Consider the following 13,282-nt stretch of genomic DNA (forward strand, 5'->3'; position numbering starts at 1 on the left):
TTTGAAGTCTAGATTGAATTATGTACACGCGCCACATCGGGTGACGTGTCAACAATACAAAGCGATACAACAGAAAAAAACAGCCGATTAAATCGGCCCGGGAAACTATATGAACTTCACTCGTAATACGCTGACACTCGCCGTTGGAGCGCTGGTCTTGCCTGTCGTTGCTTCTTCGGCCCATGCCGCAACTTCCTTTATTGCCAATTCGTTCTACGACCAGCAACACCCCCACTCCCGTTACGGTTACATCGAGTGGGCAGAAATGGTCAAGGAACTCTCGAACGGTGAACTGCAACCCGAGGTTTATACCGGCACCGTACTGCTGGCACCACGCGCTAACCTGCAGGGTATCCAGGATAACGTGGTTCAGGTTGCTCACCACGCGGCTATTTACACACCTTCTGAAATGCCGGTAGCGAATGCCGTGCAGGAGTTAGGGTTTAACTATGATGACCCGCTGATTGGCATMCTGGCGGTGACAGACTTCAGCCTTAATAATCCCACTCAGCTAGCCGAGTGGGAGGAGCTGGATATTGTCTACCTGGGCGCCTATAACACGCCTTCTTATGTGCTGTTCTGCCGCGAACCAGTCCGCAATCTTGAAGAGCTGCGGGGTAAGCGTATTCGTACCGCAGGCTCGACTGTTTCTGCCTGGGTCGAGCAAGCTGGGGGAACACCCGTCAATGTGCCTTCCAGTGAGATGTACAGCGGCCTCGATCGTGGCTCGTTGGACTGCGCCTCAAATGCAGCTAACGACTTGATTGACCGCTCATTGTGGGAGGTTGCCGAGCACACCACACTGCTGCCGACCGGTATGTATTGGTCTGGCCCTCAGTGGGGTTTCAACTCGGGCTTTTGGGCTAGCCTCAGCGATGAGGAGCGCGATGTCTTCAAAGAAGCGACGGCCAAAGCAATGACCCGCATGATTGTCCAGTATCTGGGCGCTTCTGAAGCCGCACTGGAAGAAGCCGCCTCCCACGGCAACAACATCTACGAGCCCGAAGAGGATCTGATGGCTTCCGTGGAGGCTTTCCGCGATGAGGCCTTGGCCAATGTCTACGATAAGGCCCGCGATGAGTATGGCGTTGAAGACCCCGAGGCGCTGATTGATGATTTTATCGCGACCTACGAAAAGTGGGATGCCTTAATCAGCGAAGTTGATCGCGAAGACGAAGAGGCCCTGGCCGAACTGGCCATGGAAGAGATCTACAATAAGCTTCCTGCTGACTACGGAATCTATTAACGCTGCAACACTGAGGCCGCCGCATTGAGGCGGCCTAGGCCAAATAAGGGTTCGCTATGACGAAGCGACAGAATCAAGAAGAACGCTCACGCCAAACCCAGGCTCGGGTGACGCAAGCGACTATCGAGTGCATTCTCGAGAAGGGCATTCGTGCCACTTCAACCGTGGATGTCGCACGTCTGGCGGGCGTTTCCCGTGGCGCTTTAGTTCACCACTATCCTTCCAAGACATTATTGATGCAGGCGGCGCTTGAGGACTTGCTGAGTCGCGAAGTCGAAAGCGTAAGAGAGATGGCCGTGAAGGTTAAAGCAGGCGAGCTTAACTTTGACAACTTACTGAAAGCACTGCATGAGCACTTCAAGGGTGACCTTTATATGGTGACCCTCGAATACCTCACTAACGCGCGTACCGACCCCGACATAATGAAAGTGTTAGTGCCGCTGGCAGCCAATTTCAATGACTCTTTGGAGCAGATTTGGGAGCAGTTAGTCGCCAGCGCCAAGCACACGTCACATCAGAATCGCGTCGCCCTGAATGCCACCTTGTGCATGATGCGGGGTATGGGGGCGCAAAGCATCTGGCGAGATGACCCCGAACTCTACCGCGACATGCTGCTGTTCTGGAAAGAGACCCTGTTAGAACTGGGCTTTTCTGCCCCGGATGCGCAGAGGAGTGAGCCCGCATGATGGCCAAACACTTCGAATCACTGAGCCAGTGGGTTGCCAAAAGTGCCATGGTGCTGGCGGCCCTCTTTCTGGTGCTTATGGCACTGCATGTCTCACTCGATGTTGGGCTGCGCTACTTATTCGGAAAGTCGTTTACCGGCACCTTGGAGTTTGTGTCTTTTTACTACATGGTCGCCGTCGTCTTTCTGCCGCTCGCTTATGTCGAGCTTAAGCGGGAACACATCAGCGTGGATGTGCTGGTGGGAAGGCTTCCGCCTAGCGTCCAACTGGTGCTTTACTTGTTTGCCAGCACCCTTGGGCTCCTCTATTTCGGCATGCTCTGTTACCAGAGCTATCTAGATGCAGTGCGCGCTACGGTTCGAATGGAAACGGCCATGGCCAATTTTACCTTCTATCTATGGCCCAGTCGCTGGGCGTTACCGGTTGGCTTCGCAGCCATGTGCCTGGCCATCATCGCCAACATGATTAAGGCGCTGCAACAACGCCAAGCCCTGTAGGAGTTTCCTAATGAGTAATATCGAGATAGGCGTGGCAGGCATTGCCATCGCCTTGGCCCTGATCGCCCTGCGCGTGCCAATCGGCGTTGCACTGGGTTTGGTGTCGATCATTGGCATTGGTGAAATGACCAGCATGCGTGTGGCCTGGGGGATGATTTCTGCCACTCCTTTTGACTTTGCAGGTACCTGGGAACTGACCGCTGCACCTATGTTCCTGTTCATGGGCTATTTGTGTACCAGCACTAATATGACCCAAGGCCTGTTTCATGCCATGCGCCTTTATCTGGCGCGCTTGCCAGGCGGCCTGGCTGTTTCCAGTGTCATGGCCTCTGCCTTCTTTGCTGCAGCCTCCGGCTCTAGCGTCGCAACATCGGCGGCCATGTCGCGGATTGCCGTGCCCGAAATGCTCAAGCATAACTACGACAAGGGGCTGGCCACCGGTACCGTCGCCGCATCTGGAACACTCGGCTCGCTGATTCCCCCAAGCGTGTTGCTGGTGCTCTATGGTGTTTACGCCCAGGTGTCGGTGGGTCAGCTGTTTATGGCGGGTTTCATTCCCGGTGTGCTTTCAGCGCTGCTTTATATCGCCATGATCATGGTGCGAACCAAGCTTAACCCCAGTTTGGCGGGCAACACGGATGTACGCTCTAGCTGGGACGAGAAGTGGGATGCCTTTAAGCATATCTGGCCGTTGCCGTTGCTGATCGGCTCAGTTCTTGGCGGGATTTTTCTGGGTGTTTTCTCACCTACCGAAGCAGGGGCGGTGGGTACCTCCATTGCCGCTCTGATCGCCTTGGCACGTCGCACGCTAACCTTTTCAGCCATTCGGGAAGCGCTGATTCGCACTGCGGTGAGCACGGCAAGCATCTTTATTATTCTCATTGGGTCGCTGTTTTTCACCCGCTTTCTAGCCATGAGTGGCGTGCCTGCTGCTTTCTCCGAAATAATCCTCGGCGTCAGTACCGAGACCTGGTGGATCATTCTTGCTGTGGCAGTGATCTACCTTGTGCTGGGTATGTTCATCGACTCCATCGGCTTACTACTACTCACTCTGCCGCTAATCCTGCCCTTAGTAGAAGGTGCAGACCTTAACTTGATCTGGTTCGGCATCATCGTCGTCAAGCTGCTTGAAGTGGGTCTGGTTACCCCGCCTATCGGGCTCAATGTTTATGTCATTAAAGGTGCCCTGGGCAATAGCGTCACACTGTCTGAAGTGTTCAAGGGCGTCGCCTGGTTCATCGTCATGGATATTGTTGCCCTATTGCTAATCGTGCTGATTCCAGCGCTTTCGCTTTACCTTCCGCAAAAGATGTTTTAACGCCACTCTCACAAGAACTCTCACAAGGAACACTCATGACAACGACACGCTTTATAAATGCCAACGTTATCGACACGCGCAACGGAAAAGTACTCGCCAACCAGCAGGTACGCATTCAGGATGGCCGTATCGTCGATGTGAGCGATTCGACGCTAGAGGGCAGTGATGATCACGTCATCGATATTCAGGGCCACTTTCTGATGCCCGGTCTGGTTGATTCACATGTGCACGTCACAGCAATTACACCCAATTTTGCTCTGCTTGAGACGCTTTCTCCTTTCTATGTCGGTGCCAAATCAAGTGAACTATTGGAAGCCATGTTGATGCGCGGATTCACTACCGTGCGCGACGCTGGCGGTGCAGATTACGGTCTAGCCAAGGCTGTCGATGAAGGTGCTCTGGTCGGCCCGCGCATCATGTACGCCGGGAATGCACTCTCCCAGACCGGCGGCCACGCCGATATGCGCGGCCCAGGCCAACAAACCTTTGAAGGCTGCTTCTGCTGCGCTGGTTTAGGTCGTGTTTGCGATGGTGTAAGCGAAGTACGCCGGGCCGCACGGGACGAGATCAGAAAGGGAGCCACCCAGATCAAGATTATGGCGTCTGGAGGCGTTTCTTCACCTACCGACCGTATAGACAGCACTCAGTTTTCGCTTGAGGAAATTGATGCCATTGTGGAAGAGGCCACCGCCGCCAATATTCATACCATGGCCCATGCTTATACGGCGCGCGCTATCAACCGGCTTATCCCCAGAGGCGTCAAGACCATTGAGCACGGCAACCTCATGGACGAGGAGAGCTGCCGATTATTTCTTGAGCACAATGCCTACCTAACGCCGACTCTCTGCACTTACGATGCCTTAGCGAAGGAGGGCGTTGAAGCGGGCATGGCCGAGCACCTACAACGCAAGGTTTATGATGTGCTGGATGCTGGCGGTAAGGCACTGGAAATGGCTCAACGTCATGGGGTTAAAATGCTATACGGCTCTGACTTACTCGGTCGGATGCAGCGCCATCAGCTTAACGAGTTTAATTTACGTAAAGACGTGGTGCCCACCGACGAGCTGATTCGTGCAGCGACAAGCCACGCCGCCGACGCTTATGGCCATACCGGTGATTTTGGCGAGATTATCCCAGGCGCAAGGGGGGACGTAATCGTGCTTAAAGACAATCCTTTGGACGACATTAATGTTCTTACTCAACCGGATGAGCAGCTCATGCTGATTATGAAAGGGGGAGTGGCTTACAAAAACGTACTTTAGTCGGGCTTAATGCTGCGTAATAAAGAGGCCAGTTAATGGTCTCTTTATACATAGTCAATTGACGCTAAAGAGGGGGCTTACTTATTATACGCTTGATCGAGGATTAGGTTTTCTTTGTCTATAGCACCGGCAACATTTTGGCGTATAACGCACAATCATCGCTATAGCACTCGCAGGAGGCCTCGATTAGGCCTAGTCGATCAAGCACAGTGATGGTTCCACGCTGGTAGCGGATTAGGCCACGGGCCTGCAGGGCTATCGCCGCCAGGGTAATGCCTGCACGTCTAACCCCGAGCATCATAGCCAGAAACTCATGAGTCAGATTCAACTGATCGGTACCAGCGCGATCCTGAGTCATCAGTAGCCAGCGGGCGAGGCGCTCTTCAATTCGATGAAAATGATTACACGCCGCAGATGTCGCCAGTTGCTTCATCACGACATAGATATATCGCTTTAGTCGCTGATGTAATACCGGAGTGCTAAGGAGTAGTTGTTGAAAGGCTCCAGCGTCAATACGTAGGGCCGAACCTGCCCCTTGAACCAGCGCGAGTAGTGGCGCCTCATCAATGCCTAGCACTAAGGAGCTGCCCAGCATTCCTTCCCGACCCGCCATCGCGACTTCCAGCCGTTTGTCAGTATCGATGACGACAATCAGTGAAATGAAGCTATCGATGGGAAAATAGACGTGGGTAAATGTCTCTGTGGGCTGTAGCAGCACTTTACCAAAGCTAAGCTCCACGGTGTCGCAGGCAGCCATAAAGGCATTTCGCTCGACTTCCGGCAGCTCAACAAGCAGTTGATTGGCAGCGGGAACGTTCAAAATAGACGTCATGTGCCTCTCCGGTTATAAGAACCTGGCAAACGGCACAATGAAGGTGTAAATCATTTCGATGTCGGCTGCAGATAGGCCATCATCAGCGTTATTGACGGATTATCTGCATATTAACATTGGGTAAATCAGTCGTCGGCACGCTAGCGTACATAGCATGGAATGTTGGTTACAGGGAGGTTGATGGTGTGGGCTGAAGGATTACATTACGTTATGGTGGTTGAGTAGGCGGTCGTACTCGCGCTTAACCACCGCGTAACACTCACAGACCCGCTTCTCTAGCCCAGGCCTGTCAATGACAGTGATATGCCCGCGGTTGTAAGAGATCAATCCTGCTCGCTGGAGTTTCCCTGCGGACTCGGTCACGCCTTCACGCCGCACACCCAGCATATTGGCAATTAACTCTTGGGTCATAATCAGTTTGTCACCCGGTAGCCGGTCGAGGCTGAGCAGCAGCCAGCGACATAGCTGCTGATCGACGCTGTGATGGCGATTGCATACCGCTGTCTGTGCCATCTGCGTCAGCAAGGCCTGGGTATAGCGCAGAAGTAGTCGCTGCATGGGGCCAGCGCGATAGAATTCGTTTTTGAGTAATTGCCCCTTAAGGCGGTAAGCCGTCCCTGCACTCTGCACAATCGCTCGGCTGGGGGTGGKCTCTCCGCCCATGAACAACGAAACACCCACTACGCCTTCATAACCCACCACGGCGATTTCCGTTGAGGCGCCATTTTCCATTACGCACAGCAGCGAGACGATTGAATCTACTGGAAAATAGACATGGCTCATTTGCCGTCCGGATTCGCTGAGTGACTGACCCAAGGTCAATGTAACCTGCTCAAGATGAGGCAAGAGAAGTGCCAGGTCTTCTTCGGGTAACAAGCCAAGCAGAGCGTTCTGCTGGGGTTCTAGCATCGTGCATCTCCCCCCTGTTGCTGGCTGACGCGCAGCTATTGATCACAATTGTCTGAGTAAGATGTTCTTTTTTGGTGCTTTTTACTGTCATCCCAAATCTTTATACAGATATCGTTCAAGTATAGGCTATAGAAAGGCAAGCTCTGTACGTTAACGCACATAAGCCTCTTGGGGCAGGCGTAGAAACCGCGCCTTGTATAAGAGAGAAAAGTTAAAGAGGGGGCAAGTGCGGGAGCTGTTCACCCGTGTTCTCCAGCGCACAGCCAACTGCTAGCTGATTGTTTTAACGTAGCTATAAATGTGGCAATTGAAATGTCTCAACAAGATGTTGCGCTTTGCGCTGCAGGGAACGCAGCGCTTCTCTTCTCAAATCTCAACTGCTAAAGCATCTAAGCAGTTGAGATGCATTGGGTACAGTCTGTTGGTGTCGTGCTCAGTCAGCGTTGAAAACCCCCGTATTAGGCCATTGAAAGCATCTATTCAAAAGCGCTATCATGAATGCTAATAACAACGATTATCATGATTCTTATTTCTCTGCTTCCTCTTTGCTCCTAATTCCAACTGAGACTCTATCATGCCTCGTCTGCCGTTTGCTCGTCGTCCCTTGGCGCGCTCAATTTCCGCGTTGATTCCCGTTACCGCGGTGCTCTTTTGCGCATCCGCCTATGCGCAAGAAGAATCCGTTAACAACGACACCGTTGTCGTTACGGCCACTGCTCTTAAGGTCGATACTCCGCTGGTGGAAACGCCTCGTCCCGTTTCAAGCGTTGACCGTGAAGAGCTGGAAACCCGCAACGTTCAGCAGCTTGATGAAACCTTCCGCTACCGTGCGGGCGTGCTTTCGGGCCATTACGGCAGCGATAACAACACCGATTGGTTCAAGGTGCGCGGGTTTGATCAATCGACGTATCAAGATGGTCTACGTATCTACCGCGAAGGGTTTTATCAGTGGTTGCCCGAGCCTTATGGCTTGGAACGAGTGGATGTCTTCAAAGGGCCCTCATCGATTCTTTACGGCGAGGCGCCATCCGGTGGACTGATCAATGCTGTTAGCAAACGCCCCACTGCTGAGGAACGTGGTGAGATCGAAATTCAGGCCGGCAACCGGAATCACCGCCAGTTGGGGGTCGATACTTCGGGGCCGGTCACCGAAAGCGGCGATGTGCGCTATCGTTTTGTAGGGCTTTATAAGGAGCGTGATGGTGATCTGGATGGTACTGATAACGAGCGTTATTACTTTGCGCCGAGTCTTGAGTGGGATATTTCCGATGACACCCAGGTGACTGTGCTAGCCAGCTTTCAACGGGATGATGGCATTCCTGTTAATCCGTTCAAGCTGAGCTATGGCACGGTGCTTGATACGCCCTTTGGTAATGTGGATCCTCACACCAATTACGGTGCGCCGAACTACGACAAGGACGAGCATACCCAAGCGGCCATCGGTTATGAATTCAAGCATCAGCTTGATGATACTTGGAAATTCGAGCAGGATTTTCGCTACAGCCATCTCGACCTAGATTTACGCAGTACCTACATGATGATGGAAACTGGCGATGGTCAGACTGCTTATCGTGGACATCTACAGCGCAATGGAGATATTGATAGCTTCACTATCGACAACCGAATGGTAGGTAAGTGGTATACTGACCGCACGGAGAATACGCTACTTCTCGGGCTGGATTACCAGGATCTCAGTCTCGAGGGTAAAGAGTTCGATAACTACTTCTACGATGTCGTCGATATCTTCAATCCTCAGGGGGATATCGTCCCGGTCCCCGGCGATCAACTGACTCGGCGCCGGATCGATAAGGATCAGTTGGGTCTATACGTACAAAACCAGTTGCGTATCGACGACCGCTGGGTGCTGCTGGGTGCGGGGCGATATGACAGTGCTGATGTTAGAAACGAGTCCGAGCGTGATAACAACACCGTAGATGAAACGCAGGCCGCGACTTCCTGGTCCGGTGGCATCATGTACCTCGGCGACAACGGCCTCAACCCTTACCTCAGCTACACTGAATCCTTCCGACCAGCTGCACAAACCAATCCTGACGGTGCCATCTTCGAGGAGATAGAAGGTGAGCAATGGGAGCTGGGCGTCAAGTTCGCTCCGTTTAACTGGGATGGCTACGTCACGGCGGCAGTCTTCGATATCAACGAATCCAACTCCTATGCAACGGCGCCCGGCGGATACCAAACGCAGGAGGGTGAGACAGCCTCCAGTGGGTTTGAACTTGAAGGTGTGGGGTATGTCACGGATGCTCTCAAGTTAACAGCAGCCTATACTTACACAGATGCGCGCGATGTGTATGACAATCGTAAAGCGCTGATTCCCCGCCATATGACTTCCGCATGGGTGGACTATGACTTTGGAGGGGGGGCTCTGAATGGCCTGAAAGTTGGTGCAGGCGTTCGCCATGTAGGAGAGACGGTTGATGGGAGTATAGTCGTGCCTGACTATACCGTTGGCGATGTTATGGCTAGCTATGACATCAACAGTAGTTGGACGGCACAGCTCAATGTTAACAACGTAACTGATGAAGAGTACGTTGCGAGCTGTGATTTCTGGTGCTACTACGGCGAATCCCGCAGTGTGATTGGCAGTGTGAAATATAGCTGGTAAGACTTTCGATCTAGGTAAAACACCCACGACCTGTGGTTTGCGCAGGTCGTGGGTGGGGTTAATAGCCGACTAAACTACCGACTTTAGAAAAGCAGCGGTTTCTGGTTTCTGTGGGTTATCGATCACCTGGTCGGGAGGGCCAATCTCGTGAACTAAGCCTTCACGGAAAAAGGCCACGCGATCTGATACGTCTCGTGCGAATGGGATCTCATGGGTAACCAGAATCATCGTCATGCCGTCTTCAGCCAGTAGGCGCATGGTGTCGAGTACTTCACCTACCAGTTGTGGGTCTAGCGCAGAAGTGGCTTCGTCGAAGAGCATATAATCAGGCGTCATAGCCAGCGCCCGGGCAATCGCCATGCGCTGCTGCTGGCCACCAGAGAGCTTGCCGGGAAACACTTTGAGCTTATCAGCAAGGCCCACATGGGTGAGTTGCTTCACAGCTAACTCTTCGGCTTCAGCACGGCTTTTGCCCTGAACTTTGCGCGGCGCCAACATAACGTTCTCTAATACATTCAAGTGGGGAAAGGCGTTCCACTGCTGGAAGACAATGCCAATTTTCTGGCGTAACTGATTGATGTCAGTGCCCTTAGCATGCACCTCGGTGCCGTCGACTTTAATCGATCCACTTTGGATATTTTCCAAGCCGTTGATGCACATCAGCAAGGTTGATTTCCCCGAGCCGGAGCCTCCCACTATGGAGACCACCTCGCCTTTTTGTACCGTCAGGTCAACCCCTTTGATCACTTCTAAATCTTTAAAGGATTTATGTACTTTTTCGATCTCAATCATTCTGCTGCCACCTTTTTTCCACTTGGGCACCTAGGCGGGATACCACCAAGCTAATGAGGTAATAAATAAGCCCTGCGATGCATAGCACCAGCAGTGGCTCCTGAATGCGCGTGACGATGGCTTGGGAGGCACGTAGTAACTCAATGATGCCGATCCACATCACCAGCGCCGTATCCTTCATGGCTGAGAGGGAGAGGTTGAGCCAGCCGGGAAAGGCCACCCTGGTCGCTAGCGGCATTACCACGTAACGCAGGTCTTGCCAGTAAGTCATGCCCAGCGAACGGCTGGCTAACCGTAGGTTCTGAGGTACCGAGAGCACACCGCTGCGTACAATCTCGGKGCAGAAGGCAGCCACATAGACCCCCAGTACCACACAGCCAACTGTGAAGGCGCTCCAGTCCAGCCCCACAATGCTCTTGAGCGAGTTGAACAGTACAAACTGGATGAGCAGAGGTACGCTACGAAAAATATCCAAAAACCAACCCAGCGGGATAGAGGCTCGAGGCAGTAAGGCGCGCAGTAATCCGCAGGAGACGCCCATAAAGGTACCTAGCAGCATCGACCAGAAGGTCAGTAGCAGAGTGACCCAGGCCCCTTGAAGAAGAAATAGCAAGTCGTTCCAGGTGAAACTGGTTGAAAACATAGTCAGGCCCTCAATAGCGGAATAAGCGCCAGGCCAACAGCCGGGCTATCGCTACGATTAGTTTGGCGATCAGGTAATAGATCACCGCTGCCAGCGCAAACAGTTCAAAAGTGCGGAACGTTCTGACGTTGTAATCCTGGGTCACCCCGGTGAGGTCGTTATTTAGGCCAACGATTACCCCTAACGACGTCATTAATACCGCCCACACCATCTGGTTGGTGATGGGGTAAAACACGATCCGCAGTAGTTGCGGCACCACCACCAGGCGATACGCCTGGAAGCTGCTCATTCCCAAGGAGCGGGCCGCACGGACTTGGGTATCGGGTATTGCTTTGAGGCCGCCACGAAAATTTTCAGCCAAGTAGCCAGCGTTATTGAAGGTGATACCGGCTAACAGGGCAGCCCAGGAACTGACATGCAAACCGATAGCGCCTAGGCCGAAATAGACGATGTAGATCTGGAACAGCGCAGGGGTGTTGCGAGCGATTGMCACCCAGGTACCTGCCAATGCCCGCGTAGCAAGGTTGGGGGTCTCCCGCATCGCCAGCAAGGCAAGAGCGATTAAGACACCGAAGATCATCGATAGCGCCGCGGTCTCAAAGGTGACAACAGCGCCTTCGAGCATATCCGGCAGGGCTCTTAAGGCAGTACGCCACTGGAAGGTGTAATCAAACATGGCTCAGTGTGCTCCTTGACGAGTTGCAACGCCTGTTAGCCAGGTAGGTAGCCGGCCACTGGCCTCTCCGCTGCAGGCGGTTTCGACACACTCAGCAAGGTTGCCGAAGTGCACCTGACGACCGACTAACCCGGGGGCGTAGTGGGCATATTTCCCCGAGTTAGTCATTAGGGTGCGCGCCGTTGGCGGCACCACAGGCTCACCCAGCATGCACCAGCAGGTATCGTTGATAAGCTGGGCACCGAAACGCTCCAGGGTAGTGACGTACCCCGCCGCGCTAGCGTCGGCATAAACTGCCCGCCCGAGCGTTACTGCCATGGCGACATCTGGATGTTTATGGCGTCCAGCACAGAGCTCCGCCAGCGCCGCGCATTCGCTTAGCGAAAAGTGCGGATTGCCCAAGGAGACAAGGCCGACCTGACGCGCCTCAGCGTGATCCAGTTCATACCAGCTAGTGAGTAGATCCGCGGGTTCAACAGTTAGCTGTCGTAAAGGGGGTAGTTCCCCCAGGGCCTGGGATTCACTCATCGCTTCAGGGGTAATCTTGCTGATGTGGAACATCGGTGCAGCGGAGGTAGTAGCGAAGGCCGCACCGAATGCTTTGAGATCATCGCGGCTGGGAGCTGTCTCTTCCAGTCCGCAAAGCAGGGGAATCTCACTGCCGCAGAGCAGTCCGACGTGATACCCCAACAACGGCCAGAAAGCGTCATCCAGTGTATCGAGTGGCTTAATGTCAATACGCAGCGTGGCAATACGCCCCTGGTCTCGATGAGCGCCAATATAGGGAGCCCGCCCCGTTAAGGCGATGCAAATATCCAGATAATCAGGGTATTTCAGCGTTCGTGCCGCGAGCACACTGTTGGCATAAACGACGGCGTTAGACTCGGCCCAGACGATCTGTTCGCCTGCCTTAGGGGCGCTGTCGAGTAAATAGGGTGCGCAGGTGTAACTGAGTTGCGCGCCCATGGCCATATAGGCGTTGCCTAGCGCACTGGCAGGTTCGCCGAAAGCGGGGTCGATGCCCTGGGCCCGCCAGCGGCACTGGTCAACAGAAATAGCATTGAGGGTGGTGGGAACACTCACCTGTGCCCCCCATTCAACTAGCTGCTCAGCGAAACGCAAACTGGCGGGGCCGGTGTAAATACAGCCATCTATATGCGCTTGGCTGATGTCTATCAGTTGGTCTGCGCCCTGAAGCTCAGCCATTCGTAACACTATGCGCATCGCCTCCTGAGCCGCTTTGCCATGATGACCACTAAGGAAAGCCTGGTCGCTTTCGCTGAGCGATACGCGGGAGAGGGTTGGGCTGAAGGGCGCTGGTGTAGATGTGGGAGAGTCGGTGTTGTTCACCTTTGCCGCCCAATCTCCTAAGGGAGGAGTATCGAAAAAGCTTATTGTTTCATTTTCAATACGCGCAAAGCGCCTTTGGCGCAGCGTGGTAAACAGTTCTGGGCCGACGCACACTACTGGAATCGAGGATTTAAACAGTGTTTCGGCGATGATGACCCCTAGGGTCAGGATCTCTTCTTGATCGGCGAATATTAGCGCGGCGGGGGCGTTGTCGCCGGTAAGCAGTTCAAGTAGCACGCTGCTACCGGTGCAGGAGCCGCGTCCACTAGGCAGTGCGAGTATGCGCCCGGCAATACACTGGCCTCTCAACGGGTGATGACAGTCAATAATCTCGCCACTGAACGGATCGACACCACCCCAAAAGCTCAAGCCAACGTCGGTATACAGTAGTTCGCCCTGGGCTGAACCACAAACCAAACTACGACCGGTGAGCGAAATATCAGACATA

The 13,282-nt window shown here is 53.6% G+C and carries 12 protein-coding genes; 6 read left to right on the forward strand and 6 right to left on the reverse strand.

The window, feature by feature from the left end; all coding sequences use genetic code 11:
- Positions 1 to 109: 109 nt before the first annotated feature.
- The 5 genes from HALO_RS06565 to HALO_RS06585 are packed head-to-tail and all read left to right on the forward strand — an operon-like array spanning position 110 to position 5,009.
- Entirely contained in the window at positions 110 to 1,246 is a 1,137-nt protein-coding gene (locus tag HALO_RS06565) for a C4-dicarboxylate TRAP transporter substrate-binding protein (RefSeq protein WP_035584972.1), read from the forward strand.
- A gap of 56 nt (positions 1,247 to 1,302) precedes the next feature.
- Positions 1,303 to 1,932 carry a TetR/AcrR family transcriptional regulator gene (locus HALO_RS06570; RefSeq protein WP_022522413.1) on the forward strand — a complete coding sequence of 210 codons (630 nt, stop codon included), beginning with the start codon at positions 1,303 to 1,305 and terminating at the stop codon, positions 1,930 to 1,932.
- Complete coding sequence (locus HALO_RS06575; RefSeq protein ID WP_035584970.1) at positions 1,929 to 2,429, forward strand: TRAP transporter small permease; 501 nt, start codon at positions 1,929 to 1,931, stop codon at positions 2,427 to 2,429. Before HALO_RS06570 ends, HALO_RS06575 begins: the two co-directional genes overlap by 4 nt.
- 10 nt (positions 2,430 to 2,439) lie before the next feature.
- A complete protein-coding gene (locus HALO_RS06580; protein ID WP_022522415.1) occupies positions 2,440 to 3,747 on the forward strand; it encodes a TRAP transporter large permease in 1,308 nt (435 codons plus the stop codon).
- A 35-nt stretch (positions 3,748 to 3,782) separates the two neighbouring features.
- Positions 3,783 to 5,009, forward strand: a complete 1,227-nt coding sequence (locus HALO_RS06585; protein ID WP_035584969.1) for a metal-dependent hydrolase family protein — start codon at positions 3,783 to 3,785, stop codon at positions 5,007 to 5,009.
- Positions 5,010 to 5,127: 118 nt separating this feature from the next.
- Here the strand turns inward: HALO_RS06585 and HALO_RS06590 are convergent, their stop codons facing one another.
- Together HALO_RS06590 and HALO_RS06595 are read right to left on the reverse strand one after the other, a co-directional pair.
- Positions 5,128 to 5,841 carry a Crp/Fnr family transcriptional regulator gene (locus HALO_RS06590; protein WP_035584967.1) on the reverse strand — a complete coding sequence of 238 codons (714 nt, stop codon included), beginning with the start codon at positions 5,839 to 5,841 and terminating at the stop codon, positions 5,128 to 5,130.
- A 198-nt stretch (positions 5,842 to 6,039) separates the two neighbouring features.
- Positions 6,040 to 6,750 (reverse strand): Crp/Fnr family transcriptional regulator, encoded by a 711-nt coding sequence (locus HALO_RS06595; protein ID WP_050713205.1) that lies wholly within the window; start codon positions 6,748 to 6,750, stop codon positions 6,040 to 6,042.
- 574 nt (positions 6,751 to 7,324) lie between these two features.
- On the opposite strand from HALO_RS06595, the gene HALO_RS06600 reads away from it, so the two are divergent.
- Positions 7,325 to 9,373, forward strand: coding sequence for a TonB-dependent siderophore receptor (locus HALO_RS06600; protein WP_035584960.1), 2,049 nt, complete (start codon positions 7,325 to 7,327; stop codon positions 9,371 to 9,373).
- A gap of 69 nt (positions 9,374 to 9,442) precedes the next feature.
- On the opposite strand, the gene HALO_RS06605 is transcribed toward HALO_RS06600, so the two are convergent.
- Genes HALO_RS06605 through lhpI form a run of 4 tightly spaced genes read right to left on the reverse strand, consistent with a single transcriptional unit; the run spans position 9,443 to position 13,281 of the window.
- Entirely contained in the window at positions 9,443 to 10,165 is a 723-nt protein-coding gene (locus HALO_RS06605) for an amino acid ABC transporter ATP-binding protein (protein ID WP_035584957.1), read from the reverse strand.
- Positions 10,158 to 10,808 carry an amino acid ABC transporter permease gene (locus HALO_RS06610; protein WP_050713206.1) on the reverse strand — a complete coding sequence of 217 codons (651 nt, stop codon included), beginning with the start codon at positions 10,806 to 10,808 and terminating at the stop codon, positions 10,158 to 10,160. The genes HALO_RS06605 and HALO_RS06610 overlap by 8 nt, the downstream gene beginning before the upstream one ends.
- Before the next feature lie 10 nt (positions 10,809 to 10,818).
- On the reverse strand, positions 10,819 to 11,484 hold the full coding sequence (locus HALO_RS06615; RefSeq protein WP_050713207.1) for an amino acid ABC transporter permease: 666 nt from the start codon (positions 11,482 to 11,484) through the stop codon (positions 10,819 to 10,821).
- A 3-nt stretch (positions 11,485 to 11,487) separates the two neighbouring features.
- Entirely contained in the window at positions 11,488 to 13,281 is a 1,794-nt protein-coding gene (lhpI, locus tag HALO_RS06620) for a cis-3-hydroxy-L-proline dehydratase (RefSeq protein WP_035584947.1), read from the reverse strand.
- Position 13,282 lies beyond the last annotated feature (1 nt).

The organism is Halomonas sp. R57-5 (assembly GCF_900070345.1).
GTDB lineage: Bacteria > Pseudomonadota > Gammaproteobacteria > Pseudomonadales > Halomonadaceae > Vreelandella > Vreelandella ventosae_B.

What these genes read in the sequence shown, in the direction of transcription:
- HALO_RS06605 (WP_035584957.1), bottom strand. Translation starts at nt 10,165, where the DNA reads ATGATTGAGATCGAAAAAGTACATAAATCCTTTAAAGATTTAGAAGTG.
- HALO_RS06585 (WP_035584969.1), top strand. Translation starts at nt 3,783, where the DNA reads ATGACAACGACACGCTTTATAAATGCCAACGTTATCGACACGCGCAAC.
- HALO_RS06570 (WP_022522413.1), top strand. Translation starts at nt 1,303, where the DNA reads ATGACGAAGCGACAGAATCAAGAAGAACGCTCACGCCAAACCCAGGCT.
- lhpI (WP_035584947.1), bottom strand. Translation starts at nt 13,281, where the DNA reads ATGTCTGATATTTCGCTCACCGGTCGTAGTTTGGTTTGTGGTTCAGCC.
- HALO_RS06575 (WP_035584970.1), top strand. Translation starts at nt 1,929, where the DNA reads ATGATGGCCAAACACTTCGAATCACTGAGCCAGTGGGTTGCCAAAAGT.
- HALO_RS06580 (WP_022522415.1), top strand. Translation starts at nt 2,440, where the DNA reads ATGAGTAATATCGAGATAGGCGTGGCAGGCATTGCCATCGCCTTGGCC.
- HALO_RS06590 (WP_035584967.1), bottom strand. Translation starts at nt 5,841, where the DNA reads ATGACGTCTATTTTGAACGTTCCCGCTGCCAATCAACTGCTTGTTGAG.
- HALO_RS06600 (WP_035584960.1), top strand. Translation starts at nt 7,325, where the DNA reads ATGCCTCGTCTGCCGTTTGCTCGTCGTCCCTTGGCGCGCTCAATTTCC.